General features: G+C 72.9%; 22 protein-coding genes. 12 read left to right on the top strand and 10 right to left on the bottom strand.

Features of this window, described 5'->3' with window-relative positions; translation table 11 throughout:
- Positions 1-9: 9 nt before the first annotated feature.
- Positions 10-654 (top strand): histidine phosphatase family protein, encoded by a 645-nt coding sequence (locus AC5L30_RS13055; protein WP_494867418.1) that lies wholly within the window; start codon positions 10-12, stop codon positions 652-654.
- Here AC5L30_RS13055 and AC5L30_RS13050 read toward each other — a convergent pair.
- On the bottom strand, positions 642-1,190 hold the full coding sequence (locus AC5L30_RS13050; RefSeq protein WP_494867417.1) for a hypothetical protein: 549 nt from the start codon (positions 1,188-1,190) through the stop codon (positions 642-644). The two genes, AC5L30_RS13055 and AC5L30_RS13050, sit on opposite strands and share 13 nt — an antisense overlap.
- Positions 1,191-1,428: 238 nt before the next feature.
- On the opposite strand from AC5L30_RS13050, the gene AC5L30_RS13045 reads away from it, so the two are divergent.
- Together AC5L30_RS13045 and AC5L30_RS13040 are read left to right on the top strand one after the other, a co-directional pair.
- Positions 1,429-2,196, top strand: coding sequence for an enoyl-CoA hydratase/isomerase family protein (locus tag AC5L30_RS13045; RefSeq protein ID WP_494867416.1), 768 nt, complete (start codon positions 1,429-1,431; stop codon positions 2,194-2,196).
- Between the two features lie 76 nt (positions 2,197-2,272).
- A complete protein-coding gene (locus AC5L30_RS13040) occupies positions 2,273-3,784 on the top strand; it encodes a serine/threonine-protein kinase (RefSeq protein ID WP_494867414.1) in 1,512 nt (503 codons plus the stop codon).
- Between the two features lie 70 nt (positions 3,785-3,854).
- On the opposite strand, the gene AC5L30_RS13035 is transcribed toward AC5L30_RS13040, so the two are convergent.
- The 4 genes from AC5L30_RS13035 to AC5L30_RS13020 form a co-directional block, all read right to left on the bottom strand.
- A complete protein-coding gene (locus tag AC5L30_RS13035) occupies positions 3,855-4,298 on the bottom strand; it encodes an HNH endonuclease (protein WP_494867413.1) in 444 nt (147 codons plus the stop codon).
- Between the two features lie 292 nt (positions 4,299-4,590).
- On the bottom strand, positions 4,591-5,799 hold the full coding sequence (locus tag AC5L30_RS13030) for a hypothetical protein (RefSeq protein WP_494867412.1): 1,209 nt from the start codon (positions 5,797-5,799) through the stop codon (positions 4,591-4,593).
- A 67-nt stretch (positions 5,800-5,866) separates the two neighbouring features.
- Positions 5,867-7,420 carry an FAD-dependent oxidoreductase gene (locus tag AC5L30_RS13025; protein WP_494867410.1) on the bottom strand — a complete coding sequence of 518 codons (1,554 nt, stop codon included), beginning with the start codon at positions 7,418-7,420 and terminating at the stop codon, positions 5,867-5,869.
- A 24-nt stretch (positions 7,421-7,444) separates the two neighbouring features.
- Complete coding sequence (locus AC5L30_RS13020) at positions 7,445-7,933, bottom strand: MSMEG_6728 family protein (RefSeq protein WP_494867408.1); 489 nt, start codon at positions 7,931-7,933, stop codon at positions 7,445-7,447.
- 95 nt (positions 7,934-8,028) lie between these two features.
- Here AC5L30_RS13020 and AC5L30_RS13015 point away from each other — a divergent pair, with 95 nt between their 5' ends.
- From AC5L30_RS13015 to AC5L30_RS13000, 4 genes are read left to right on the top strand one after another with little or no spacing between them, the layout of a single operon-like run.
- Entirely contained in the window at positions 8,029-10,014 is a 1,986-nt protein-coding gene (locus AC5L30_RS13015) for a potassium channel family protein (RefSeq protein ID WP_494867407.1), read from the top strand.
- A gap of 50 nt (positions 10,015-10,064) precedes the next feature.
- Entirely contained in the window at positions 10,065-12,917 is a 2,853-nt protein-coding gene (locus AC5L30_RS13010; RefSeq protein ID WP_494867406.1) for an AfsR/SARP family transcriptional regulator, read from the top strand.
- A 30-nt stretch (positions 12,918-12,947) separates the two neighbouring features.
- A complete protein-coding gene (locus AC5L30_RS13005; protein WP_494867405.1) occupies positions 12,948-13,937 on the top strand; it encodes an ATP-binding cassette domain-containing protein in 990 nt (329 codons plus the stop codon).
- A complete protein-coding gene (locus AC5L30_RS13000) occupies positions 13,934-14,719 on the top strand; it encodes an ABC transporter permease (RefSeq protein ID WP_494867404.1) in 786 nt (261 codons plus the stop codon). The genes AC5L30_RS13005 and AC5L30_RS13000 overlap by 4 nt, the downstream gene beginning before the upstream one ends.
- Before the next feature lie 19 nt (positions 14,720-14,738).
- On the opposite strand, the gene AC5L30_RS12995 is transcribed toward AC5L30_RS13000, so the two are convergent.
- On the bottom strand, positions 14,739-15,974 hold the full coding sequence (locus tag AC5L30_RS12995) for an APC family permease (RefSeq protein ID WP_494867403.1): 1,236 nt from the start codon (positions 15,972-15,974) through the stop codon (positions 14,739-14,741).
- Positions 15,975-15,985: 11 nt separating this feature from the next.
- Positions 15,986-16,723 carry a phosphatase PAP2 family protein gene (locus AC5L30_RS12990; protein ID WP_494867670.1) on the bottom strand — a complete coding sequence of 246 codons (738 nt, stop codon included), beginning with the start codon at positions 16,721-16,723 and terminating at the stop codon, positions 15,986-15,988.
- 132 nt (positions 16,724-16,855) lie between these two features.
- Here AC5L30_RS12990 and AC5L30_RS12985 point away from each other — a divergent pair, with 132 nt between their 5' ends.
- Positions 16,856-18,067 (top strand): DUF4032 domain-containing protein, encoded by a 1,212-nt coding sequence (locus AC5L30_RS12985; RefSeq protein ID WP_494867401.1) that lies wholly within the window; start codon positions 16,856-16,858, stop codon positions 18,065-18,067.
- 26 nt (positions 18,068-18,093) lie between these two features.
- On the opposite strand, the gene nagA is transcribed toward AC5L30_RS12985, so the two are convergent.
- From nagA to AC5L30_RS12970, 3 genes are all read right to left on the bottom strand, one after another.
- Positions 18,094-19,203, bottom strand: a complete 1,110-nt coding sequence (nagA, locus tag AC5L30_RS12980; RefSeq protein WP_494867400.1) for an N-acetylglucosamine-6-phosphate deacetylase — start codon at positions 19,201-19,203, stop codon at positions 18,094-18,096.
- The gene (locus AC5L30_RS12975) at positions 19,200-20,165 is read right to left on the bottom strand and encodes an ROK family protein (protein ID WP_494867399.1); all 966 of its coding nucleotides are present in this window, start codon (positions 20,163-20,165) and stop codon (positions 19,200-19,202) included. The genes nagA and AC5L30_RS12975 overlap by 4 nt, the downstream gene beginning before the upstream one ends.
- A gap of 232 nt (positions 20,166-20,397) precedes the next feature.
- On the bottom strand, positions 20,398-21,327 hold the full coding sequence (locus AC5L30_RS12970; protein ID WP_494867398.1) for an SIS domain-containing protein: 930 nt from the start codon (positions 21,325-21,327) through the stop codon (positions 20,398-20,400).
- A 200-nt stretch (positions 21,328-21,527) separates the two neighbouring features.
- On the opposite strand from AC5L30_RS12970, the gene AC5L30_RS12965 reads away from it, so the two are divergent.
- The 4 genes from AC5L30_RS12965 to AC5L30_RS12950 all read left to right on the top strand — a co-directional run bounded on the left by AC5L30_RS12965 (position 21,528) and on the right by AC5L30_RS12950 (position 24,972).
- Complete coding sequence (locus AC5L30_RS12965; protein WP_091403015.1) at positions 21,528-22,313, top strand: DeoR/GlpR family DNA-binding transcription regulator; 786 nt, start codon at positions 21,528-21,530, stop codon at positions 22,311-22,313.
- Between the two features lie 120 nt (positions 22,314-22,433).
- The gene (locus AC5L30_RS12960; protein ID WP_494867395.1) at positions 22,434-23,444 is read left to right on the top strand and encodes an ATP-binding cassette domain-containing protein; all 1,011 of its coding nucleotides are present in this window, start codon (positions 22,434-22,436) and stop codon (positions 23,442-23,444) included.
- Positions 23,441-24,457 carry an ABC transporter permease subunit gene (locus tag AC5L30_RS12955; RefSeq protein WP_494867393.1) on the top strand — a complete coding sequence of 339 codons (1,017 nt, stop codon included), beginning with the start codon at positions 23,441-23,443 and terminating at the stop codon, positions 24,455-24,457. Before AC5L30_RS12960 ends, AC5L30_RS12955 begins: the two co-directional genes overlap by 4 nt.
- Before the next feature lie 110 nt (positions 24,458-24,567).
- On the top strand, positions 24,568-24,972 hold the full coding sequence (locus AC5L30_RS12950) for a DUF3263 domain-containing protein (protein WP_494867391.1): 405 nt from the start codon (positions 24,568-24,570) through the stop codon (positions 24,970-24,972).
- Positions 24,973-25,180 lie beyond the last annotated feature (208 nt).

Below are 25,180 nucleotides of genomic sequence, written 5' to 3'. Positions count from 1 at the left end.
GTGGGGGCCATGGTGACCCGGTTGCTGTACCTGACCCGACACGCCGAGCAGGATCTGTCCGAGCTGAGTCGGGCTGATGCCGGCGAACCGGATACCGGCCTGTCGGAGCGCGGCCGGCAGCAGGCCACCCTGCTGGGCGAGCGCCTGCGGGCCCGTCGGTTCGCCGCCGTCCATCACGGGCCGCTGCGCCGGGCCGCGCAGACCGCCGAGCTGATCGCCAAGTCGCTGCCCGACGTTCCGGTGTACGAGACGGAGCTGGCCGGTGACCACCTCCCACACGACACGGATCCGGCTGGCCTTCCGCCCGCGTACGCCGAATTCCTGGCGCAGTTCTCGGCGGCCGAGCGGGTCGACGGGCCGCGAGTGACGGCGGACGCGGTGCGGCGGTTCGCCGGCCCGGTCGGCGAGGGGCCCGTCGGCGGGGAGCCGGTCCGCGAGCTGGTCGTGACGCACAGCTTCCTGATCGCCTGGCTGGTGCGGCATGCCCTCGACGCGCCGGAGTGGCGGTGGTTGGGCTTGAACTCGCACAACGCGGGGCTGACCGTCATCCGGTACAGCGCGGCCGGCCCGCCGAGTCTGGTCGCCGTCAACGATGTGGCCCACCTACCGCCGGAGCTGCGGGGCACCGGCCTGCCCCCGGACTATCTGACGTAGGACTCGGTGGCCCGCAGGAGTAGCTTGACCACCGCCTGGGTGGCCGGCGGCGGCGTCCCGTCGGCCGGGCAGTCGGCGTACCCGGTGTCGGTGCTGGCCACGGTGAGGCGGTAGTGCATCGCGTCCGAGCAGTTGGTCGCGGTGGTCGGCTGCCGCGCCTCGGTGGCGAGCCGGGGGTCGGCGGCCAGCCCCGCCAGGATGCCCTGATCGGCAGGGGTGAGCCGGCCGTTGCGCCGGCTGCCGGCCCGGTCCGTCACGGTCCACTGGCCATCCGGTTCAACGACGATGGAGTCCCCTCGCCCGGCGAAGCCACCGGAGATTCGCACCATCACTCGGGGGGCCACACCGCTGGCCCCGGCGCTGACGGTGGGGGCGGTGGTCGGCTGCGAGGTGCCGGTGGCCGGGGCGGCCGGGCCGGTAACGGTGCTGGCCGAGGGCTGGGGCGGGGTGGTGGGGGCTCGGTCGACGCTTGTGCAACCGGTCAGGAGCGCGGCCAGGAGCACGACCGTGACGACGGTCGTCGATGCGGGTCTCATCTCCGTCGGACGCGCGACCCCAACCGTTGGTTCCCCGCGTCCGACCGGAAGCGGTCCGAGCCGTTCTGGCAATCGTGGACAGTTTCCGTTTCGCGCTGACGGAAACTGTCCACGATTGCTTCAGCGGTGCGCCTGCGCCGGGCCCGACCGATCGTCTTCGCTATGGTCGCCGCACCGGCGTGCGACGTCGGCGGCCAGATTGGCGGCGTCGCTCCAGGTGGCGCGGGAAGGAGCGGATGTGTCGGACGCGGAGTTGACCGTCAAGGTGACCGGGTCGGTCGCCACCGTGGTTATCAGCAACCCGGCCCGGCGCAACGCGATGACCGCGGCCATGTGGCGTCAGCTGCCCGAACTGCTCGACCGGCTGGAGCCCAACCCCGCCGTACGGACGTTGGTGCTCACCGGCGCGGGCGACGCCTTCTGCGCGGGTGCCGACCTCGGTGACCTGGCCGAACTGCTGGACGCCGGTGACACCAGCATCGCGGTGGCCGCCGAGGAACGGCTGGCCCGATTCGCCAAGCCGACCGTCGCGGCCATCCGGGGCGCCTGCGTCGGTGGCGGGGCTCAGCTCGCGGTCGCCTGCGACCTGCGGATCGCCGCGGATGGCGCCCGCTTCGGCGTACCGCCGGCCCGGCTCGGGCTGGTCTATCCGGCGTCGACGACGCGCCGGCTGGCCCGGCTGGTCGGCCCGTCCGCCGCCAAGCATCTGCTGTTCACCGCCGAGCTGATCGACGCCGAGCGCGCTCTGCGGATCGGCCTGGTCGACGAGGTGTTGCCGGCCGACCGGCTCGCCGCGCGGCTGGACGAGCTGACCGCGACGATCGCCCAACGATCACCGCTGAGCATCGCCGCCGCGAAGGAGATCATCGACGATCGGGCCGAGCCCGCGCGGATCGCCTGGTGGCACCGGAAGGTGGTGACCACCGGCGAGGCCCGGGAGGGGGTTGCGGCGATCACCGAACGCCGACCGCCCCGCTTCGCCTGGCAGCCCCAGACCGGCGACTGACCGCGTCGCTCCCACTCATCGCAACACCTCGATCCCGGGTACCCGGTTCCCAGGCCGGTACGGCAGGCTGTCCGTCGTGCAGCGTGATCAGTTGCTTGCGGGCCGCTACCGGCTCCTGGAGCGCCTCGGCAGTGGTGGCATGTCGGCGGTGCACCGGGCGTACGACGAGGTGCTCGAACGGGACGTGGCGGTGAAGGTGCTGGTCGCCTCGGACACCAACGCTCGACAGCGGATCCGGGGCGAAGCCAAGGCCGCGGCCCGGCTGTCGCATCCGCACGTCACAAGCGTCTACGACTACGGCGAGTCGGCGCTGGACGGTGCCCAGGTCCCGTTCGTGGTGATGGAGTTGCTCGGCGGGCACACCCTCGAACACCGGTTGGTGGTCGGCCCGTTGCCGCCGCGCGCCGGTTTGCGGGTGTGCGCCGAGGTGGCCTCGGCGCTCGCCGCCGCGCACGATCAGGGGTTGGTGCACCGCGACATCAAGCCGGGCAACGTGATGCTCACGCCGACCGGCGCGAAGGTGCTCGACTTCGGCATCGCGGCAGCCGCCGGCGCACCGGAGATTGACTTTGAGGGGCGGTTGCTGGGCACGCCGGCGTACCTGGCGCCGGAGCGGTTGCTGGCCGGCGAGGTGCTGCCGGCCAGCGACGTGTACGCCCTCGGCCTGCTGCTGCACCGGGTGCTCACCGGTCGGCTGCCCTGGCCCGCCGAGGCACAGACCGGGATGCTCCGCGCGCATTCGCACGTCGAGCCGGACCCGCTGCCCCCGATCGACGGCGTACCGACCGAGGTGCACCGGCTCTACCGCTGGTGCCTGGCCGCCGACCCCGCCGACCGGCCGCCGGCCGCCGACGCGGCCCGCATCCTGCTAGCCGCTGCCAGCGGAGCCGCCCCCGGGGCCGCTGCCGTTGCCGCCGAACCGGCGGCGGAGGCCGCCGAGCCGACCAGTGCCGCGACCAGCGCCGAGCCGACCAGTGCCGAGTCGATCAGCGATATGGCGGCGTCGGTGAGGCGTAGGCCGTGGCGTCGGGGGCGGGCGATTCTGACGGTCGGCGGAGCCGTGATCGCCGCGGTGGCGTTGGCCGGCTCGCTCGGCGACTTCAGCAATCGCCGCCAGGGACAGAGCGCCGCGCCGACCGGCAGCGGCCCGGGCACCACCACGGTGGGGATGCCCCGCATCGAGGAGCCGACCGGCGCGCTCGACAGCGGACCGTCCGCCGTACCGCCGACCAGGAACACCACGCCCGCGACCCGGACCGGCCCCGCGACCGGCCCGGGCGGGACAGTGCCCCCGGGCCCGACGCCCACCACCGCAGGCCCGACCCCGACCCCGGCCTCGCCGACTCCCACCCCTGGTGCCGGCGTACCCGTGGACGCGCGCGGCGGAACGGTCACCGTTCGCTGCGTGGGGAAGTCGGTCGAGGTGCTGGAGGTGGCGCTCGCGCCCGACTTCCGGGTCGAGGCGTACGACCCGGGGCCGGCGATGCAGATCGTGGTCGAGCTGACCTCTGCGCAGTACCGCAGCGAGATCCGGGTGCAGTGCCCCAATGGCCAGCTGAAGCCGAAGGTCAAGGAACGCGCCGCCTGATCGGGGGCCGGCGGGTGCCGCGCCCGGGACGTACCCCGGACGCGGCCCCCCGTTCCCGCCGGCCGGTCTGTCACCGCCCGGCCAGCGCCCCCCAGCCCGGGTTCACCGGCTCCCGGCGCAGCGGCATGCCCGCCTCCGCTGGCGTCCGGTCGCCCTTGCGCTGGTTGCAGGCGTAGCAGGCGGCGGTGGTGTTCCGCCAGGTGTTCCGGCCGCCGCGCGAGCGGGGCAGGATGTGGTCGATGGTGGAGGCCGGCCCACCGCAGTACGCGCAGCACCGGCCGTCGCGGCGCAGCACACCGGCACGCGACCAGGCCGGCCCGGAGTTGAACCTCCACCGGGTGACCACGAACCGGACCAGCCGCACCACCCGGGGCATCGGAAAGACCCCGATCACCCGGTCCGGCTCTGCCTCGTGGATCTCGGCCACCCGACGGCAGAGCATGCGGACGGCGTGTTGGACGGTGACCCGGTGCAGCGGGCCGAGGTCGGCGTTGATGACGAGGACGGCGTCCACCGGGATCTCCCTCCGTGGCGATGACGAACAAGGCGACGACGAACAGGGCGATGACGAACAGGGCGATGACGAACAGGGCGATGACGAACAGGGCGACGAGGAACGGACAGCAAGAAGCCGCCCGGTCCGGCTGTCGGACGGGGCGGCTCAGCGCGTACGGGTACGCGTCAGTCGGGCCGGCCCGCCCGGGGACCTTCCGCTCGGTAACCGTCAGCGGGCAGCGTCGACGGCACGGTGGTGACGTGCGACATCGTCATGAGCTGCTCCCGCGCTGGTGGTTGACCTTGCGCGCTCACGGTAGGTCGACGTGGGACGCACGGGCAACGTATTTCGATCGGCCGGCCTCCCCAGGACGCCGCTGGCGGCGGGTGCGGGGAGTTGCTGTCGCCGCGACCTGGGCGGTGGTCAGCGGCCGGTTCAGCCGCAGCGCCATCCGCGCGGTGAGTTCGCTGTCCAGCAGGGGCCGGTTGACCTCACCGGCGACCGCCAGCGCGGGCCCGGAGACCGTCCGCCAGATGGCGGCCAGCCCGGCGCCGAGGCCCACCAGGGCGACGGTGGCCCGGGTGGTCGGTGAGCCGGCGGCCGCGGCGGCACTCACCCCGACGACCGCGAAGAGCACCAACAGCAGGGGTACGAGCACCGGCCAGAAGATGCCCCGGGCCGCCTGCGCCACCAGCCGCCGGTCCCGGATGATCAGGTTCCTGGCGATCACCGCGTAGTCCTCCTCGTCGAGCAGGTCGCGGGGGTGCAGGCCGCCGGTGAGCACGTCGCGCCAAAGGTCACCCTGGCCGCGCAGCGCGCGGCTCAGTGCGGCGGGCGTCGGCTCGTTCGGGGCCCCGTGGCCGGCCCGGTCGACCGCGCTCGCCCAGGCGGCCATCGACCGGCGCACCACTGCGGCCGAGTACGGCGGCAGCACGCTGGCCAACTCGTCCAACCACCGGCTGATTTGAACCTGCCGGCCGCCGAACTGCCGCAGCAACTGTGCGACGTCGCCGGCTCGGACGGTATCGGCCACTGATCGGCCCAGCCGGTAGGCCAGCCCGACCCGGTGGTTGGCGGCCATCGCCCAGCGCAGCACCTCCACGTTGAGCTCGTCGAGGGCCAGCAGCAGTGGCACCGGGTCGGCGGGGTCGGGCTGACCCAGGTCGGGCAGCAGGGCTCGGGCGGCCGACGTGTCGGGCACCGGCCCGGTGTGCCGGGTGAGGTCGGCGATCTGGGCGAGGGCGACGTCCACCCCGTCGAGGTACATCCGCATCCGCCGGTGGACGGACATCTCGGTGAGGTTGGAGAGTTTGGCCGGCGGTACGGCCGGGCGGGCCTCGACGAAGGCGCGGGGCTCCGCGTGCTGCCCGTGGTGGTAGGCGTCCGCCATCCACCAACCCAGCCGGAGCGCGGTGACGATGCAGGCGCGCTCGTCGCGGATCAGCGGGTACGCGTCGTCGCGGCCGATCTCGTCGATCGACGAATCGTTCTCCGCGCCGGCGCGGTGCAGTGGTGACATCTCCCGCTGCCCTCCCGCCCGGCCGATCGACGGTTGATCATTCGAGCGTACGGCAGCGTACCGTGGCTTATGTCATGTTTTGTCGATTTGGCCTGGCGCGACCGGCCAGCAGTCCACGCGGTCGGATCGAGCGCACCGGCTCGGCTGCGGCACCCTCCGTGCGCAGGATGTGGTTCGCGGCGATGATCCCGGTGGCGGCCGAGCGTTCCATCAGCGCGCTCGGGAAGCCCGTGGCGATGCCGTCGCCGGCCAGGTAGACGCCGTTCGCGTCGGTGCGTACCCCCGGTCGCCAGGCGTGGCTGCCCGGCGTGAACGCCGGCGCCTGCGCCTCCACCCGGGCTCGCAGCTCGCGGACCCGCAGGTCGGCGGCCTCCGGCCAGAGCGCGACCAGCTCGCGGCGCATCCGCTCGGCCAGCTCCTCGGCCGGCACGCCGGGTTCGCAGGCGTACGCGTGCAGCTCGATGACCGACCCGCCGGTCTGCCGCGCCCAGCTCCGCGGCTCGTTCTCCAGCCGGTGGTAGAGCGTCACCGAGTCCAGAGTGGGCTGCCGGGACACGCCGCTGAACACCGCCCGCTCGGCGGCCACGTCCCCGTCACACCAGTACCGGGCCACCGCGTACGGCGGGCCGGGGGTGCCGAAGGCCGGCATCCGTGCCGCCAGCTCGGGTGCCTGCTCGGCCAGCTCCGGCGAGGCCGCGACCAGCGCGGCGAGCGCCGGCGGGTCGACGGCGAGCACCACGTGACCCGCCGGATGGTTACCGCCGTCGGTGGTCGTCACCCGCCAGCCCTCGGCGTCGCGGTGCACCCCGGTGGCGGCGCAGCTGGTCCGGACCCGGCCGCCGTGCCTCTCCACGTGCCGGGTCAGCGGCTCCCAGATCGCCGTGGCGTAGTCCTCGTCGGGGCAGTCGAAGGCCAGCCCTTCCGGGTTGCCGAGCAGATAGAAGTGGAACTGGGCGACCATCTCGGCGGCCGACATCTCCGCCTCGTGGTTGAAGAACGAGTGCGAAAAGACCTCGAACAGCATCGCCCGCGCCCGGTCCGGCAGCCGCAGCGACGCCAGCAACTCGTCGGCGGTGGTGTCGTCGAGGTCGGCGTAGGTGCGCACCGGGTCGTAGCTGAGCAGCGGCAGCGCGGCGTCCCGGTCCATCAGTCGCAGGTCGGCCAGGCGCAGGCTGGGGCTGCGCAACAGCAGCGCCAACAGGTTCGCCGGCGGTGCCGGCGGCAACCTGCCGAACTCCTCGGTCGGCCACTGCTCGCTGAGAATCGGGTAGCCCGGGACGGGTTTGAGGAAGCCCAGCTCGGGGTCGATCCGGCAGAGGATGGACCGCCAGTTGTAGTACTGCCGGAAGAACGCGTGGAAGCCGTGCTCGTTCTGCTGGCTGCCGTCGGCGAGCGCCTCCGGCCAGGCGCCCAGTCGACCCCCGAGCGTGGGTGCCGCCTCCAGCACCGTGACCGCCACACCCCGTTCGGCCAACACCACCGCCGCCGACATGCCGGCGATGCCGCCACCCACCACCACCGCCGTGGTCCGTCGCGGCACCCGGTCGGCACCGCCGCCGCCCGGGTCCACCTGGTGCTGCCGTACGCCGATCAGCCGACCTACCACTTGCGACAGCGCCATGGGGCCAGTCTGCCCCACCTCGGGTCAGTCGGCCGGCAAGCAGCGGCGAGGGCGGTCGGAGGCCGGCCAGACGTACTCCAGGTCCTCCGGCACGTCGTCGCCGAACAGTGGGCGGTAGTGCGCCGGGTCCTTGCGCAGCAGCGACGAGCGATGACTCAGGTGCAGGTCGTCGCGGCCCAACCACGGTGGCAGCTCACCGGCTCGGGCCAGCTCGTCCTGGGTCCGTACGACGCCGGCCCCGCAGGCGGCGGTGAGGTCGACGGTCATCGTGGTGGCGCAGGTGTCGGCCCGTCCCGGTTCGGTCCAGACCGCGCACATGTCCAGCCCGTAGCGGACGAGCGCCTCCTCGTACCCGGCCCACATCTTCACGGCCGGGTGGTTGCGCCAGCCGTACCCGGGCCGGGTGAGCCCGCGCAGCACCTGGATGGCCTCCACCCGCTGTTTGCCCAGCCGCTTCTGGTCCAGCGTGCGGGCGCTGGCCAGAAAGCCCGGGTACGGGAGGAACGTCTGCATGTCGCTGCTCTACCCGTCGCCGGAGCGGACATACCTGGTCACGGGATGATCCGGACGGGGTCGCCCACCGTGGCCGTGCTGATTACGATCCGGGCATGGCGGAGCCGTGGCGGGACCGGGCGCGACGGGCGGTCGAGTGGAACTGGCGGCTGCGATCCGTCGGTGACCCGCGCCCGCACTACGTGATCTGCGGGAAGGACGCGCTCGCCTACTACGTGGCCCGGGCGATGCTCGAATCCGACCTGCCGGCGGGTGGGGCCCGGGTGACCGTCGTGGTGCCCGAGCGTTACCGCAGCAACGGGCCGGACGTAGCCGGGCTGCGCGGGGTCCGGGTGGTCCGCTCGGACCGGCTGGACGTGGCCACCTTCGAGGCCGCCGGCCTGGCCGGCGCGACCGGGCTGGCCCTGCTGCACCAGGACGACGTGGGCAACCTGCACGCCGCGCTCTGCGCCCAGGCTGTCGACCAGCGGGTCCGTCAGGTGCTGCGGATGTTCAACGGCACCCTCGCCGACGGCGTGCGCAAGCTGCTCAAGGCCCCGGTCGAGGTGCTCTCCGACGCCGAGATGGCCGCGCCGGCCTTCGTGGCCGCCGCCCTCAACGAGGTCGACCCCAGTTCCTTCCAACATCGGGACAAGACGCTGCGGGTGGCCCGGCGGGCCGACGTCCGACCGCAGGACGTGGTCTGCGCGCTGGCACACCTCAGCGAGACGCAGGGGGTGGAGCTGCTGCCGGCCGAGCAGGCCGGCGCCGACCTGGTGCTCGCCGAGGCGACCGGCCAGCCACCGGGCACCGAGGTCGCCGCCCGCCGGCTGGTCCGCGCGCGTCGGCGACGCCGCCCGGTCGCGGTGGTGATGGGGGCGGTACGCGGCTTCGCCACCCGCAAGATCGGCATCGCGGTGATGGCGGTGCTCGCGCTGATCGCGGTGCTGGGGGCGCTGATCTCCCGGGCCGAGGACGTCTCTCCGCTGGAGGCGCTGTACCTGACGCTGGTCACCACCCTCAGCGGCGCCGACCCGGACACCACCAAGGCGGCGGACGCGCAGATCATGCAGGTGGTGCTCAACCTGGCCGGGTTGGCGCTGATCCCCCTGATCACCGCCGTCGTGGTGGACGGCATCGTCAATGCCCGGCTGGCCCTGCACACCGGTCGGTTGCAACCCGCGCGGGTCGGGCACGTGGTGGTGATCGGCCTGGGCAACGTCGGCACGCGGGTGATGGCGCAGCTGCGCGAGTACGACGTCGAGGTGGTGGCGATCGACAAGGACCCGGAGCCGCGTGGCGCGGCTCTGGCCCGCCAACTGGAGGTCCCGCTGATCGTCGGCGACGCGGCGCTGCCGGAGACGCTGGTCGCCGCCTCGGTGGCCGACTGCCAGGCGCTGGTGGTGGCGTCCACCGACGATGTGGCCAACCTGGAGGCGGCGCTCGCTGCCCGCGACCTCCGTGCCGACCTGCGGGTGGTGCTTCGGCTCTTCGACGGTGACTTCGCCGAACGGGTGGAGGAGACCTTCGCGCTCGGGGTGTCCCGATCGGTCTCCTACCTGGCCGCCCCGGCCTTCATCGGGGCGCTCACCGAACGCGCCGTGATCAGCACCATCCCGGTCGACCGGCACGCGCTGCCGGTCGCCGAGGTGCCGGTCGCCGCCGGTTCCGAACTGGACGGCCGGCCGCTGGACGTGGTCAACCGGGACGGGCAGGTCCGGCTGATCGCGCGCACCCCGGCCGGTGGTGCCAGGACGATCTGGTGGAAGGACCTCGACCCCCGGCAGGTGATCTTCGCCGGTGACCGGCTGACCGTGGTCGCCCGGCGGCGTGGGTTGGACTGGCTGACGCGGCAGTGCGCCCCGCCCGCCCACCCGGTCCCGGTCCCGCGCCCCGCCGGGGCGGTCCACGGCGGAGTGCGCGTCCCAGCGGCGGCGTCCCCCTCGGTGCCGGGCCCGACGGATTCCGGGGTCGCCGCGTCCGCGCCCGGCGCGGCGCATCCCGTTGCCCCCGACGAGGGCGCCTCTTCGACGACCAATGGCGGCCCACCGGACGACTTCGAGCTGACCCACCGGTATGACGGGACCGACGAGGTGAGCTGACGCCACCCGGCGCAGCAGGAAACGGCCCACACTGAGCGACAATCCATGACATGCGTTTCCGCATCCTGGGGCCGACCCAGGTGGTGCTGGCCGACGGGCGAGAGGTCCCCGTGGGCGGTCCGCGGCTGCGCGCCCTGCTGGCGCTCCTCCTCCTCGACGCGGGTCGGGTGGTCTCCGCCGAGCGGTTGATCGACGGCCTGTACGGGGAGCACCCGCCCCGGGGGGCGGCCAACGCCCTCCAGTCCCAGGTGTCGCGGCTGCGCCAGGCCCTGCCCGCCGAGCTTGACCCGGTCGAGTTCCACCCGGCCGGTTACCGCCTGGCGGTGGATCCCGACGACGTCGACGCGTACCGGTTTGAGCGGCTGGCCGAGGCGGGACGCCGCGCGCTCGTCGACGGCGACTGGCCCCGGGCGGCAGCGGTGTTGCGCGAGGCGTTGGGGCTGTGGCGTGGTCCCGCTCTCGCCGATGCCATCGGCGCAGCCGGCGCGCCCCCGCGGGCGGCCCGGCTGGACGAGCTGAGGCTGGCCGCCGTCGAGGATCGGGTCGAGGCGGATCTGGCGTTGGGGGCGCACGGCGCGCTGGTCGCGGAGCTACGGGAATTGGTCGCCGCGCATCCGTTGCGGGAGCGGGCCCGCGGTCAGCTCATGCGCGCCCTGGCCGCACTGGGTCGGCCGGCGGAGGCGCTGGCCGAGTTCGCGGACGCCCGGCACACGTTGGCCGCGCAGTTGGGCGCCGACCCGTCGGCGGAGTTGGCCGCAGTCCACCTCGCGGTGCTGCGCGGTGAGGAGCGCGGGTCGGCCGAACCGGCGCTGCCGAGTCAGCTCACCACGTTCGTCGGGCGGGAGGAGGAGCTCACGCGCGTCGGCGAGCTGCTCGGCGAGCGCCGGCTGGTCACCCTCACCGGCCCCGGGGGTGCGGGCAAGACGCGCCTGGCGATCGAGGCCGCTGGCCGGGTCGACGCGGAGGTCCGTTTCGTCGAGCTGGCCGGGCTGGCTGACGGTTCGAACGTACCGCAGGCGGTGTTGAGCGCCCTCGGCCTGCGCGACGCGGGCCTGCGCGCCCCAGCCGAGCAGGGCTGGCAGACCACCGATCGGCTGGTCGAGGCGCTCGCCGAGCGGCGACTGCTGCTGGTGCTCGACAACTGCGAGCACGTTCTCGTCGACGCGGCCCGGCTGGCGGCCCGGTTGTTGAGCGCCTGCCCGGCGTTGCGCGTCCTGGCCACCAGCCGGGAGCCGCTCGGGCTGGCCGGTGAGGCGTTGTGCCCGCTGTCCGGGCTCACCCTGCCACCGCTCGGCGCGTCCGCGCTGGACGCCGACGAGTACGCGGCGGTGGTCCTCTTCGTCCAGCGGGCCGTCGACGTCGCGCCCGACTTCACCGTCACGCCGGCCAACGTCGAGATGGTGCTGCGGATCTGCCGCAGCCTGGACGGCCTGCCGTTGGCGATCGAGTTGGCCGCCGCGCGACTGCGGGCGCTGTCCGTCGCCGAGGTGGCGGCCCGTCTCGACGATCGGTTCCGGTTGCTGTCGACGGGCAACCGCGCCGTGTCGCCGCGGCACCGCACCCTCCGGGCGGTGGTCGGGTGGAGTTGGGATCTGCTCGACGACGCCGAACGGGAGGTGGCCCGACGGTTGACCGTCTTCGCCGGTGGGGCCACGCTGGACGCGGCCGGGCGGGTCTGCGGCCTGCCCAGCGCCGAGTTCGTCGACGCGCTCACCGGTCTGGTCGACAAGTCCTTCGTGGAGATGACCGGCGGCCGGTACCGGATGCTCGAAACGGTGCGGGCGTTCTGCGCCGAGCGTCTCGCCGAGGCCGGTGAGGCCGACCAGCTCCGCCGCGCGCACACCGCGTACTTCCTGGAGTTCGCCTGGACCGCCAGCGACCACCTGCGGGGTGCGGAGCAGCTGCACTGGTTGCGACGGCTCGACGCGGAGCGGGACAACCTGCATGCGGCGTTGCGCCGGGCCACGGCCGCTGGTGACGCGTCCGACGCGGCCGGGATGGTCGCGGCCCTGTCGTTCTACTGGTGGCTGCGCGGCATGCGCGGGGAAGGGGCGCGGCTGGCCGGGGACGTCCTCGAACTGCTCGGCACCGAGGCACCACCGGGGCTGAGCGAGGAGTTCGCCCTCTGCGTCTACAACGCCTCGCTCGCGGGCTCCGGCTACCTGCCGTCCGTCGGGTCGCAGTCGTCCGTGATCCGCAGTCTCGACCGGCCACCGCGACAGCCGTTCCTGCTGTACCTGTCGGGGATCTCGACCGGGCCGCCGTCCGGCGGTGCCGAGGATGTCGACGAGCTGATGGGGGAGCTGCGGCGGCTGGTCGGCCCGGACGAGTGGATCAACGCGCTCGGCGCGATGGGCAGCGGCTCGGCGCTGATGTGGAGCGGCCATTGGGACCGGGCCAGGGCCGCGCTGACCACCGCGCTCGACGGCTTCCGCAGCACCGGGGACCGGTGGGGCAGCATGATCACGCTCGGTGCCCTCGGCGAACTGGCCGCCTGGCAGGGCGATCCGGAGACGGCGGGCGCCCACATGGATGAGGCCATGGGATTGGTCGAGGCCCTCGGGTCGGCCGTCGACCAGGCCGACATGCTGCGTACCCGGGGGGAGATAAGGCTGCGCGCCGGTGACCTCGCCGCGGCGCACGACGACTTCGCCGGTGCGCTGCTCCTCGCGCAGCGCAGCGGCGCGCCCGAGTTCGTGACCAGCGCCCGGCTCGGCCTCGCCCAGGTGGCCCGAATGCGCGGGGACCTGACCGCGGCGAGGCGGTTCTGCGAGGAGGCGCTGACCGGCGGCCTCACCGGCTGGTACGTCGGCGAGGCCGCCCGCGCGGAGATCATTCTCGTCCTGAAGGAGATCACCGAGGCGGAGAAGGCTGGTACGCCGCCGTCAGCGGACGGTGCGTGATCCGTCAGCGCCCGACCGCACCCTGGGGGCATGACGACATTCGAGGTGGTCGCCGAGGGGCTGGGCAAGCGGTACGGCCCGACCCGCGCGCTCGACACGTTCGACCTGACCGTGCCGACCGGTACGGTCCACGGACTGCTGGGGCCGAACGGCGCGGGCAAGACGACGGCGGTACGAATCCTCACCACGCTGCTGCGCTTCGACACGGGACGGGCCACCGTGGCCGGGTACGACGTGCTGCGCCAGCCGGATGAGGTGCGCGCCCGGATCGGGCTGACCGGGCAGTACGCCGCGGTCGACGAGATCCTCAGCGGCCGGCAGAACCTGGAGATGTTCGGCCGGCTGTTCCGGCTCGGCCGACGGGAGGCTCGTCGACGCGCCGGTGAACTGTTGGAACGGTTCGGGCTCGACGAGGCGGCGAGTCGGTCCGCCGGTGAGTACTCGGGTGGGATGCGTCGCCGACTGGACCTCGCCGCCAGCCTGATCCGTACGCCGCGGGTGCTCTTCCTGGACGAGCCGACGACCGGCCTGGACCCGCGCAGTCGCAACCAGGTGTGGGACCTGGTCCGTGGTCTCGTGGCGGACGGGACCACGGTGCTGCTCACCACGCAGTACCTGGAGGAGGCCGATCAGCTCGCCGACCGGATCTCGGTGATCGACGCCGGCCTGGTGGTGGCCGAGGGCTCGCCGGACCAGCTGAAGGCGATGACCGGTGGCGACCGGATCGAGGTGGTGGTCCGCGACGCGGCCGAGCTGAGCCGCGCTGCCCGCCTCGTCGCGCCGATCTGCGGTGCGGAGCCCGAACTCGACCTGGAGGTCCGACGGCTCAGCGTGCCGGTGCGCGATCGCGTCGCTGGCCTGGTCGACGTGGTACGCGCGCTGGACGACGCCGGAATCGCGGTCGAGGACATCGGCCTGCGGCGCGCGACGTTGGACGAGGCGTTTCTGCACCTGACTGGGCACCGGCCGGACGAAGCCCGCGAACCCGTCGGGGCTGGACGAAAGGCGGACGTGGCATGACCACCGCTGTCGCCGACGGTTGGACGATGACCAGGCGGAACATGACCCACGTGATCCGCGCGCCCGAGGAGTTGATCCTCTACTTCTCGCTGCCGATCATGTTCGTGCTGGTCTTCGGGTACGTGTTCGGCAGCGGCATGCAGGTAGCGGGTGGTGGCAGCTACCGCGAGTTCCTGCTGCCGGGGGTCTTCGTGATGACGATGCTGTACGGGCTGGGGGCCACCGCGACCGGCGTGGCGCTGGACCTCAGCCGGGGCGTGGTCGACCGGTTCCGGTCGATGCCGATGGCACGGTCCGCCCTGATGACCGGTCGCAGCGCCGCCGACCTGCTGCGCGCCCTGCTGGAGATGTCCACACTCCTGGTGTGTGGGCTGCTCGTCGGGTGGCAGTGGCGACAGGGCGTCGGTAAGGCGTTGCTCGCCGTCGGGCTCCTCCTGCTGCTGCGAATCGCGATCACCTGGGTGGGGATTTACCTGGCGTTGCTGGTCCGCAACCCGGACACGGTCGGTGTGATCGTCTTTCCGGCGGCCTTCCCGTTGAGCGCGATCTCCAATGTCTTCGTGTCGCCCGAGCTGATGCCGTCGGTGGTCGGGACGATCTCGGAGTGGAATCCGTTGTCGGCCACCGTCGCGGCGATCCGCGAACTGTTCGGCAACCCGGGTCTGGGTGGCGACTCCTGGCCGGCGGAGCACGCGATGCTGTTGGCGGTGCTGTGGCCGGTGCTGCTGATCGCGACGTTCGCCCCGCTGGCCGTGCGCCGCTACCAGCGGCTCAGCCGCTGACTCCGGCCGCCGGCCAGGGTCAGCGACGAGCCCGCAGAGCGTAGAAGGCGGCACCGACGGCGAGCACACCGAAGCCGGCGAGAACGCTGCCCAGTGGCAGGTTGACCGCCAAGAGCAGACAGCCGGTCAACCCCAGGCCGGCGAGCACCCGGACCGGCAACCGCCGGTCCGGGTCCCGGCCCAGGGTGAGCGCCGCCGCGTTGGTGATCGCGTAGTAGACGAGCACGGTGCAGCTGGAGAAGCCGATCGCGTCGCGGACGTCGCCGAGCAGCACCACCACGATCACCACGGCGGCGACGGCCAGTTCGGCGCGGTGCGGCACCTGGTGCACCGGGTGCACGGCGGCCAGCGCCCCGGGCAGGTCACGGCGGCGGGCCATGGCGAGGGTGGTCCGGCCGACCCCGGCGACCAGGGACAGCAGCACCCCGACGACCGCGATGGTGGCACCGGCACGGACCACCCACGCCAGGCCGGGCAGCCCGGCGGCGGTCACCACGTCGACCAGGGGCGCGGCGGAACCGGCCAGCCGGTCGGCGCCGAGCACGCCGAGGGTGACGACGGCCAGCACCAGGTAGATCACGAGCACCGCCCCGAGCGCCAGCGGCACCGCGCGCGGGATGGTCCGCTGCGGGTCGCGGACCTCCTCGCCGAGCGTGGCGATCCGGGCGTACCCGGCGAAGGCGAAGAACAGCAACCCGGCGGCGGTGAGCACGCCCCGCGCCGAGCCGCCGGGTTCGCCGAGCCGGCCCAGGTGCACCGGCCCGCCGACCACCCCGACGACCGTGACGAGGACCAGCACCGCGAGCACCAGGGCGACCAACGCCCTGGTCACGGTGGCGGTCTTGCCGATGCCGCGCAGGTTCACCGCGGTCACCGCGAGCACCGCGCCGGCGGCGACCAGCCGGGCCTGGCCCGGCCAAAGGTACGCCCCGACGGTCAACGCCATCGCCGCGCAGCTCGCCGTCTTGCCGACCACGAAGCCCCAGCCGGCCAGGAACCCGGCGAACGGCCCGAGGCGCTCCCGCCCGTAGACGTAGGTGCCGCCGGACTCCGGGTAACGGGCCGCCAGCCGCGCCGAGCTGATCGCGTTGCAGAAGGCGACGAAGCCGGCCAGCACCAGCGCGGGCAGCAGGCCGGCGCCGCCGGCCGCCGCCACGGCCGGGCCGAAGACCACGAAGACGCCCGCGCCGAGCATCGAGCCCAACCCGATGACAACCGCATCGGGTACGCCCAGCCGCCGTGCCAGTTGATCCACGATCCGAAACCCTAGGGGTACGAGGTGAACGGCCGGTCCCACCCGCGTAGCCGGCCGGGGAGCGGCACGCCGTCCCAGGGCGCCCGGTGCAGCAACCGGTCCAGGAGCAGGCCCAGCAGCAGCCCGGCCACCGAGTCGGTCAACCAGTGCCAGCCCAGGTAGGTGGTGGTGGTGAGGACGACCAGCGGCGGCACGATGCGGATCACGGTGACGAGTCGGGCCGGTAGGTGGCGGCCGAAGCTGCGGGCCAGTGGGGCGAGCAGCAGTGCGATGACCCCGTACCAGACGATGGCGTTGGCGACGTGCCCCGACGGGTAGGACTGGGCGAACCGCACCGGCAGGTCGTCGTGGAACAGCGGCAGGGTCTGCTCGGGGGGCAGGAAGGGCTCCTTGACGCTGGCGCTCGGCGCCGCCCGCGCGATCCAGACCTTGAGCGGACCGATCGTCAGAAGGGTCAGCACGAACGCGACCACCGGCGGCAGGATCGGCCGCACCGACCGCAGCCGGACGGCCAGCAGCACGCCCAACCCGACGGCGATCAAGGTCAGCGGGGTGCCCTGGCCGAGGAAATTCAGCACCCGGGCCACCCAGTACGCGGCGGCCGGTCGGTGCCCGTCGGCCCAGTCGGCGACCGCGCGGTCCAACCCGAAGAGCTGGTCGGCGGCGAGCGCCACCGTCAACCCGACCAAACCGACCAGCAGGAGCGCGTCGAACCACCAGCCGGCCGGGCGAACGGGCCGTAGCCGCAGGTCACGTCGTACCGCTGTGGGTTTGAGCACGCGACCACGCTACCGGCCCGACGCGAGGCCGGGGTGTGCGGCGCTGTGGGCCCAACCACGATCAGAGGCGGATGCGGGGGGCGACCAGTCATGCTTGTGCCCGTGCGGATCACGTCTGCCCTCGTGGACCCGGCGCTGCTCGACCTGCCCTGGTCGACACCGCTGGAGGAGTGGCCTGCCCAACACCTGGTCGCGCTGCCGCAGGGCATCTCCCGGCACATCGTCCGGTTCGTCCGGTTGGGCGACTACGTGTATGCGTTCAAGGAGACCCGCGAGCGGATCGCCGAGCGCGAGTACGACCTGCTCCGCGCCCTAGAGCGGATCGACTTTCCCTCCGTCGAGGCGGTGGCGGTGGTCGCCGACCGGCAGACCGAGGACGGGGAACCGCTCGAATCGGTGCTGATCACCCGGCACCTGCAGTTCTCGCTGCCGTACCGGGCGCTCTTCTCGCACACCCTCCGGCCGGAGACGATGAGCCGGCTGCTGGACGCGCTCGCCGCCCTGATCGTGCGGATGCACCTGACCGGCTTCTTCTGGGGTGACTGCTCGCTGTCGAACACGCTGTTCCGGCGGGACGCGGGCGCCTTCGCCGCCTACCTGGTCGACGCGGAGACGGGCGCCCTGCACAACTCGCTCTCCAACGGTCAGCGTGGCGAGGACCTGGAGATCGCCCGGGTGAACATCTTCGGTGAGGCGTTGGACCTGCAGGCCGCCGGCCTGCTGCACGAGTCCATCGACCCGGAGGTGGTCTGCGAGGAGGTCGTGCAGCGTTACGAGCGGCTCTGGCACGAGATCACCTATGAGCAGGCGATCGAGCGGGAGGCCCGGCACGACATCGAGGGCCGGATCCGCCGCCTCAACGAGTTGGGCTTCGACGTCGCCGAGGTGGCCATGTCCTCCATCGACGGCGGGCGTTTCCTGGTTCGGCCGAAGGTCGTCGACGCCGGCTACCACACCCGGCGGCTGCTGCGGCTGACCGGGCTGGACGCCGAGGAGAACCAGGCCCGCAAGCTGCTCAACGACCTGGACGCCTACCGCGCGGAGAGCGACCTGATCGACGAGCAGCAGGCCGCCCACCGCTGGCTCACCGAGGTCTTCGAGCCGGTGGTCCGGGCCGTGCCCGCGCACCTGCGCCGCAAGCTGGAGCCGCAGGAGCTGTTCGCCCAGATCATCGAGCACAAGTGGTTGCTCTCCGAGCAGGCCGGCCGGGACGTCGGGATGCGCCACGCGGTCCAGTCGTACCTGGCCGACGTGCTGGTGCACCGCCCCGACGAGCAGGCCGTCCTCGGCGTGGAAGTCCCCGCCATCGGCTGAGCTGGGCCTCCGCGCGGCGTTGGACGTCACTCCACCCAGGAGCCTCCGCGCAGCACCCGCACCACGTTGAGGTCGTCGTCGAGCACCACCAGATCGGCGCGGAGACCAACCTGGAGGGAGCCGACCCGGTCGCCCAGACCGATGGCCCGCGCCGGGGTGGTGGCCACCATCCGTGCGGCGTCGGCGATCGGGATTCCGGCGTTCACGGCGTGCCGCAGCGCGGCGTCCATGGTCAGCGTGCTGCCGGCGATCGCGCCGTCGCGGGCGAGTCGGGCCACCCCGTCGGCGACGGTGACGGCCTGGCCGCCCAGCTCGTACTCGCCGTCCGGCATTCCGGCGGCGGCCATCGCGTCGGTGATCAGCGCGGCGCGGTCCGGGCCGGCGGTCGACGTGGCGAAGGTCAGCGTGCCCTCGTGCAGGTGCACCCCGTCGGCGACCAGCTCGCAGATCACGGTGGGCGCGTCGAGCAGAGCCACCACCGGCCCCGGCTCGCGGTGGTGCACCGGCCGCATCCCGTTGAACAGGTGGGTGCCGACACTGGCGCCGGCGGCGACCGCGGCGCGGGTCTGCTCGTACGTGGCGTCGGTGTGGCCCACCGCCGCGACCACTCGCCGCGCGGTGAGCAGCTTGATCGCCTCCAGCGCGCCGTCGCGCTCCGGGGCGAGGGTGACCATCCGGATCGCGCCCCGGCCCAGCTCGATCAGCTCGGTCAGCTCCTCGGTCGACGGGTCGCGCAGGTACTCCGGGTTCTGCGCGCCGCAGCGGGCGGCCGACAGGTACGGCCCCTCGAAGTGGACCCCCGCCAACACGCCCTCGTCGACCAACGGGGCGAACGCCTCGGTGGCCGTACGCATCAACGGAAAGGGCGCGCTGACCAGGCTGGCCAGCAGCGTGGTGGTGCCGTGCGAGAGGTGGAAGTCGGCCGCCTTGCGGGCCTCGTCGGCCTCCCCGGTGGTGAAGGTGTGCCCGCCACCGCCGTGCGTGTGCATGTCGACGAAGCCGGGCAGGATCCAGTGCCCGTCGCGTACCGACGGATACTCGGCCACTGCGGTGATCCGATCCCCGTCCCACTCGACGCAGCCCTGTCGGACGACTCCGGTCGGGGTCACCACTCGGCCGTTCACCCGTACGGTCATCGCTTCTCCTGATGGTCACGGACACCCATGGTGTCCAAGGCGAGCAGGGCGGCACCGAGGCAACCGGCCTCGTCGCCAAGGGCTGCCGCGACCAGCTGCGGCTCCCGGTGGAAGGTCATTCGTTCGTGCAGCGCCGCCCGCAGCGGAGTCAGCAGCCGGTCCCCGGCCTGGGCCAGGCCGCCGCCGAGCACGATCGTCGCCACGTCGAACAACGCCTGCCCGCTGGCGAGGCCGTCGGCGAGCGCCTCGACCGCCTCCTGCCAGACCCGATGGGCGAGCGGTTCGCCGGCCGCGGCCCGTTCGGCCACCTCAGCCGCGGTCACCGGGGTGTCGGCGGTCTCGCCGGCGAGTTCGGCGTAGCGGCGGCCGATCGCGGCGGCCGATGCCACCGCCTCCAGGCAGCCGGGGCGGCCGCAGCCGCAGCGCGGACCGTCGGGCCGGACCAGGATGTGGCCGATCTCCCCGGCGGCGCCGTGGGCGCCCACGGCGGCCGTGCCGTCGACGACGTGCGCGGCGGCGATGCCGGTGCCGATCGCCACGAACAGCACGTGCCCGGCGCCGCGTCCGGCGCCGAGCCGAGCCTCGGCGAGACCACCGACACGCACGTCGTGGCCGAGCGCCGTCGGCAGGCCGAGCCGCTGCACCGTCAGGTCCCGCAGGGGTACGTCCCGAAAGCCCACGTTCGCCGACCAGACCGCGACTCCGCGCGCCTCGTCCACCACCCCGGGCACGGCGATGCCGACCGCGATCGGGGTGAGCCCGTCGGCGCGGGCCTTGTCGGCGAGCCCGCCGGCCACGTCCAGGATGGTGCCGACCACGGCGGCCGGGCCGCGTGCGGCGTCGGTGGGGTGGCGCTCGGTGCGAACCACGACGCCGTCCGGTCGGACCAGGGCGCACTTCATGCCGGTGCCGCCGACGTCCAGCGCAACGACCACGGAGTCCGTGCCCCCACCGTCGCTCACGGTGCCAGCTCGGTTCGCGACTGCGGGGCTCGCAACCCCGGCTCACTCCTCGCGCTCACGGTGCCAGCTCGGTTCGCGACTGCGGGGCTCGCAACCCCGGCTCACTCCTCGCGCTCACGGTGCCAGCTCGGTTCGCGACTGCGGGGCTCGCAACCCCGGCTCACTCCTCGCGCTCACGGTGCCAGCTCGGTTCGCGACTGCGGGGCTCGCAACCCCGGCTCACTCCTCGCGCTCACGCCAACACCACGGACCGGGTCAGGTGGCGGGGCGCGTCCGGGTCGAGGCCCCGGCTGGTCGCCAGCGCGACCGCGAAGCGTTGGGCCAGGATCAGGTCGGCCATCGGGTCGACCGGGGTACGGCCGGCGGACCAGCTGCCCAGCACCGTGCGCCAACCGTGCGTGCGGCTGTGCACGAAGGCCGCGCCGGTGGCGGCCACATCCTCGGGCAGCCCGTCGGGCAGCTCACCGAACGCCCAGACCAGCCGGCCCGGCGCGGCGACCGAGATGGGCCCGTGCCGGTAGTCCATCGCCGGGTACGCCTCGGCCCAGAAGGTGGCCGCCTCGCGGCACTTCAGCGCCGCTTCCTGGGCCAGCCCGATCGTCCATCCCCGACCGAGGAAGGTGACCTGCTCGATGGTGGCCGGGTCGATCGGCAGCGGGGATCGCACCGCCACCTCAGCGTCGGCGGCGAGCGCCGTCACCGGGTCGCCCAGCTGGGCCCGGAGCAGGGCCAACGCGGTGGTCGCGAAGCGGGTCTGCACCACCGACCGTTCGTCGGCGAAGGGCATGGCCACGGTGGCGGTGGCCAGCTCGACCGCCGGGGACGTGGGGTCACCGACGATGACGGTGGTGGGTGTCCGTCCGCGCAGCGCGGCGAGCAGTTCCAGCACCTCCGTGGTGGTGCCGGACCGGGTGATCGCGATCAGCCGGTCGTAGCGGCGGCCGGCGGGGAACTCGGACGCCTGGAACGCGTCCGTCTCACCCTGGCCGGCCTGCTCGCGGCGGGCCGCGTACGCCATCGCCATGAACCACGACGTGCCGCAACCGATGACGGCGACCCGCTCACCGGGGCGCGGCAGGTCACCGCGTACGACCTCGGCCAGCCCGGCCGCCTCCCGCCAGCAGTCGGGTTGGCTCGCGATCTCCGCGTCCACGTACGCCATGGGAAACTCCTCGCAGGGCTGATCGATGCGCAATACGGCTCGTTAGACCCGCATTTCGCGCGTTATTCTGCGCGAACGCGGGTGACCATGGCAACCGACCGGTCGATCGCGCAGGTCAGTCTTTTGCGCAAGCCTAGTTTCGCGCACTAGTGTGCACGCAATCAATCACCGTCCGTGCAGTTGCTGGGAGGGCCCCCGCAGTGGACCGGTACGCCAGATGGAACGCCCTGCTCGAAATGCTGACCGACAACGGCCGGGTCAGCGTCGAGGCGGCAGCCGAGCGGCTGGATGTCTCCCAGGCCACCATCCGGCGTGACTTCGACCAGCTCGCGCAGCAGCAGATGATCACGAGGACCCGGGGCGGCGCGGTCGCCAACGGCGTGTCGTACGACCTGCCACTGCGCTACAAGACGGCCAAGCACTCGGCCGAGAAGCAGCGGATCGGGGCGGCGGCCGCCGCGCTCGTCACGCCGGGCACCGTGGTCGGCCTGAACGGCGGCACCACCAGCACCGAGGTGGCGCGGGCGCTGGCCGTCCGACCGGATCTGAACACCAGCGCCGAGGGTGCCCAGCTCACCGTGGTGACCAACGCGCTGAACATCGCCAACGAGCTGCTGGTCCGATCCCGGATGAAGGTCGTGGTGGCCGGCGGCGTGGTGCGCCCGAAGTCGTTCGAGCTGGTCGGCCCGCTGGGCGGGGCGCTGCTGCGCGAGGTCACCCTGGACGTCGCCCTGCTCGGGGTGGACGCGATCGACCCGCAGCTCGGCGCGGCCGCCCACCACGAGGGGGAGGCGGCGATGAACAACCTGATGGTGGCCCGCGCCAAGCGCGTGGTGATCATCGCGGACTCCTCCAAGTTGGGGGGTCACGCCTTCGCCCGGATCTGCCCGGTGGAGCGGGTGGAGACGCTGGTGACCGACTCCGGCGCCGCGCCGGAGGTGGTGGACGCGTTCCGCGCTGCCGGCGTGCAGGTCATCTGCGCCTGATCGGTCACGCTCCGTCGATGAATTAACCTGATCGGCGCGTCGATGCATACCGGGTATTGCGCGCTTCTGCATACCGCGTATGGTGTCGCCTGTCACGCCCACCCATCGGGGAGGTGCAGCTTGCCAGCTGTCCTGGAGATCGAAGGTCTACGTAAGACGTACAAGAGTCGTCGACGCGGCACCCGCAACGCGCTCGACGGCTTCGACATGCGGGTCGACGCGGGGCAGGTGCACGGCTTCCTGGGTCCCAACGGGTCCGGCAAGACCACCACGCTGCGTACCCTGCTCGGCCTGATCCGGCCCGACGGCGGCCGGATGGCGCTGCTCGGGCACGAGGTCCCCGACGCGCTACCCACGGTCGCCGGCCGCGTCGGCGCGATCGTGGAGAGCCCGCAGTTCTTCCCGCACTTCACGGCCCGGGACACGCTGTCCCTGCTCGCCGGGGCGGGCGAGGTGCCGGCCACCCGGGTCGACGAGGTGTTGGAACTCGTCGGGCTACGCGACCGGTCCGGCGAACGGGTCAAGACGTACTCGTTGGGCATGAAGCAGCGGCTCGCCGTGGCCTCGGCCCTGCTGAAGAACCCGCAGCTGCTCATCCTCGACGAGCCGGCCAACGGCCTCGACCCGGGCGGCATCCGCGAGATGCGCACCCTGATGCGCACCCTCGCCGAGTCCGGGATGACAGTGGTGCTGTCCAGCCACATCCTCGGTGAGATCCAGCTGATCTGCGACTCGGTCACCATCATCTCGCTGGGCCGGCGGGTCGCGTTCGGCCCGGTCGACGAGGTGCTCGCGCAGCACTCGTCCGGTGCGGTCCGGATCCGGCTGGAGGCGGTCAGTGACCTGCCGGTGGCCACCGAGGCGCTCACCGAGGCGGGAATCCGGGTCACCGGTCACCCGGACCACCTGATGCTGGCCGGCGTCGACAAGCCGGCGTCGGTGACCCGGCTGCTCGCCGAGAAGAACCTCTACGTCAGTGAGTTGGCGCCGATCGCCGTCGATCTGGAGAGCGTCTTCCTCGAACTGACCGCCACCGCGCCGGTACCCGGTCAGCACCGGCAGGTCGACGAGTCCATGAAGGTCGGCGGGACGGGTCAGCCCGGTCCCGCCGCAGGAGGGTGGGGCGCGTGAGCCTCTTTCGTACCGAGCTGCGCCGGCTCAGCAAGCGGCGTTTCACCCGCTACATGTCGCTGCTCGGCCTGCTGGTGCTGGCCGCGGTGCTGGTCGGGGTGTTCTTCACCAACCAGAAGATCGACGCCGGCCAGCTCGCCCAGGCCGAGCGTCAGGCCGACCAGCAGTACCAGGAGCAGCTGCGCTGGAGCGAGCAGGAGCGCGCCGCCTGTGAGCAGGCCAAGACGGCCGGCACGGCGACCGACGGCCGCTACCCGGACGACTGCTCGGTGATCACGGCCCCGCCCCGGGAACAGATCGAGGCGAGTTGGTTCCTGCCCTCGACGTTCGACTTCAAGGAAACGTTCGCCGAAACGCTGATCCCGTTCGCGGCGATCCTCGCCCTGGTCGGGTTCGTCATCGGCGCGTCCTTCGTCGGCGCCGAGTGGAGCACCGGCGGCATGATGAACCTGTTGCTCTGGCGGCCGAAACGGCTCACCGTACTGCTCACCAAGCTGGCCGCGCTGCTCACCGGCATCCTGGCGGTGACGCTTCCCGCCGCGGTGCTGTGGTTTGCCGGGTTCTGGGCGGTCGCCACCTTCCGCGGCAGCACCGAGAAAATGACCTCGGGGGTCTGGCAGTCGTTCATCCTGACCGGCGTACGCGGCGTGGTGCTGGTGTTGGTGCTCACCACCATCGGCTTCGCCCTCGCCTCGCTGGGTCGGCACACCGCGATGGCCCTCGGTGGCGTGGTGGCGGTGATGGTGGTCGGCCAGTTCGGCCTGGGCATCCTGCTGTCCATGGCGGGCGTGCGGTTCGCCGAGGCATGGCTGCTGCCCACGTACGCGCTGGCCTGGATGACGAAGACGGTCACCCTGCAGGACTGGAACTCCTGCAACGCGACCTACTACGGGGAGTGCAAGCCGGCCACGATGGACATCACCTGGCAGCAGTCCTCCGTTCTGCTCTCGGTCGGGGTGGTGGTGATCCTCGGGGCGGCGCTCTGGGCGATGCGCCGCCGCGACATCTCCTGACCTGACCGAAGCGACGCGGCGCGGCCGACCCGGCCGTCGGGGTTCCCGGCGGTGCGGACCGGCCGCGCCGCTTGCTGCGTCCCTGGTCGCCGCTGGCTAGGCTGAGCGACATGTCCGCCGACACCACCCCGGCCGCTCCCGAGCCGTCCATCGACGCTCGTCCGGGTGAGGTCGCGGGCGCCGCCGGGCCGACCGTCCCGAATCCTCGACCGGCGCCGCCGATCGAGACCGCCGACGAGTCGGAGTCGCCGGCGGACGAGTCGGCGCAGCCCGCTGATCCCGCGGCGGGGCTGACCGAACGGGAGCGGGCCATCCTCGCCTTCGAGCAGCAGTGGTGGCGGCACGCCGGTGCCAAGGAGCAGGCCGTCCGGGACACCTTCGGGATCTCGTCGACCCGTTACTACCAGCTACTCAACGGTTTGCTGGACAATCCGGCCGCACTCGCCGCCGACCCCGTGCTGATCAGCCGACTCCGCCGTTTGCGCTCGTCCCGCGCCCGCAACCGCCGCCGCTGAGCGCAACACCCCCGCCCCGCGCCCCTAACCACCGCCGCTGAGCGAAACGCCCCGCGATCTTGCACTTCCTGTCGCCGTTCGCGGCTTCTGCACGTCTTTGTCGGAACACGAAGTGCAAGATCGCCGCAGTGGGGCGTCGGGCGCGTCGGGCGTCGCCGCATGGTGGCTGACCAGGCGGGTAGGCGGGGGGCGTTCCGGGGTCGCGTGC

It is taken from the genome of Micromonospora sp. BQ32 (assembly GCF_059358895.1).
This window is presented reverse-complemented; position numbering and strand designations above follow the sequence as displayed.

Coding starts and splice junctions, on each gene's coding strand:
- AC5L30_RS13055 (WP_494867418.1), top strand. CDS start 10: ATGGTGACCCGGTTGCTGTACCTGACCCGACACGCCGAGCAGGATCTG.
- AC5L30_RS13050 (WP_494867417.1), bottom strand. CDS start 1,190: ATGAGACCCGCATCGACGACCGTCGTCACGGTCGTGCTCCTGGCCGCG.
- AC5L30_RS13030 (WP_494867412.1), bottom strand. CDS start 5,799: ATGTCACCACTGCACCGCGCCGGCGCGGAGAACGATTCGTCGATCGAC.
- AC5L30_RS13025 (WP_494867410.1), bottom strand. CDS start 7,420: ATGGCGCTGTCGCAAGTGGTAGGTCGGCTGATCGGCGTACGGCAGCAC.
- AC5L30_RS13020 (WP_494867408.1), bottom strand. CDS start 7,933: ATGCAGACGTTCCTCCCGTACCCGGGCTTTCTGGCCAGCGCCCGCACG.
- AC5L30_RS13015 (WP_494867407.1), top strand. CDS start 8,029: ATGGCGGAGCCGTGGCGGGACCGGGCGCGACGGGCGGTCGAGTGGAAC.
- AC5L30_RS13010 (WP_494867406.1), top strand. CDS start 10,065: ATGCGTTTCCGCATCCTGGGGCCGACCCAGGTGGTGCTGGCCGACGGG.
- AC5L30_RS13005 (WP_494867405.1), top strand. CDS start 12,948: ATGACGACATTCGAGGTGGTCGCCGAGGGGCTGGGCAAGCGGTACGGC.
- AC5L30_RS13000 (WP_494867404.1), top strand. CDS start 13,934: ATGACCACCGCTGTCGCCGACGGTTGGACGATGACCAGGCGGAACATG.
- nagA (WP_494867400.1), bottom strand. CDS start 19,203: ATGACCGTACGGGTGAACGGCCGAGTGGTGACCCCGACCGGAGTCGTC.
- AC5L30_RS12970 (WP_494867398.1), bottom strand. CDS start 21,327: ATGGCGTACGTGGACGCGGAGATCGCGAGCCAACCCGACTGCTGGCGG.
- AC5L30_RS12950 (WP_494867391.1), top strand. CDS start 24,568: ATGTCCGCCGACACCACCCCGGCCGCTCCCGAGCCGTCCATCGACGCT.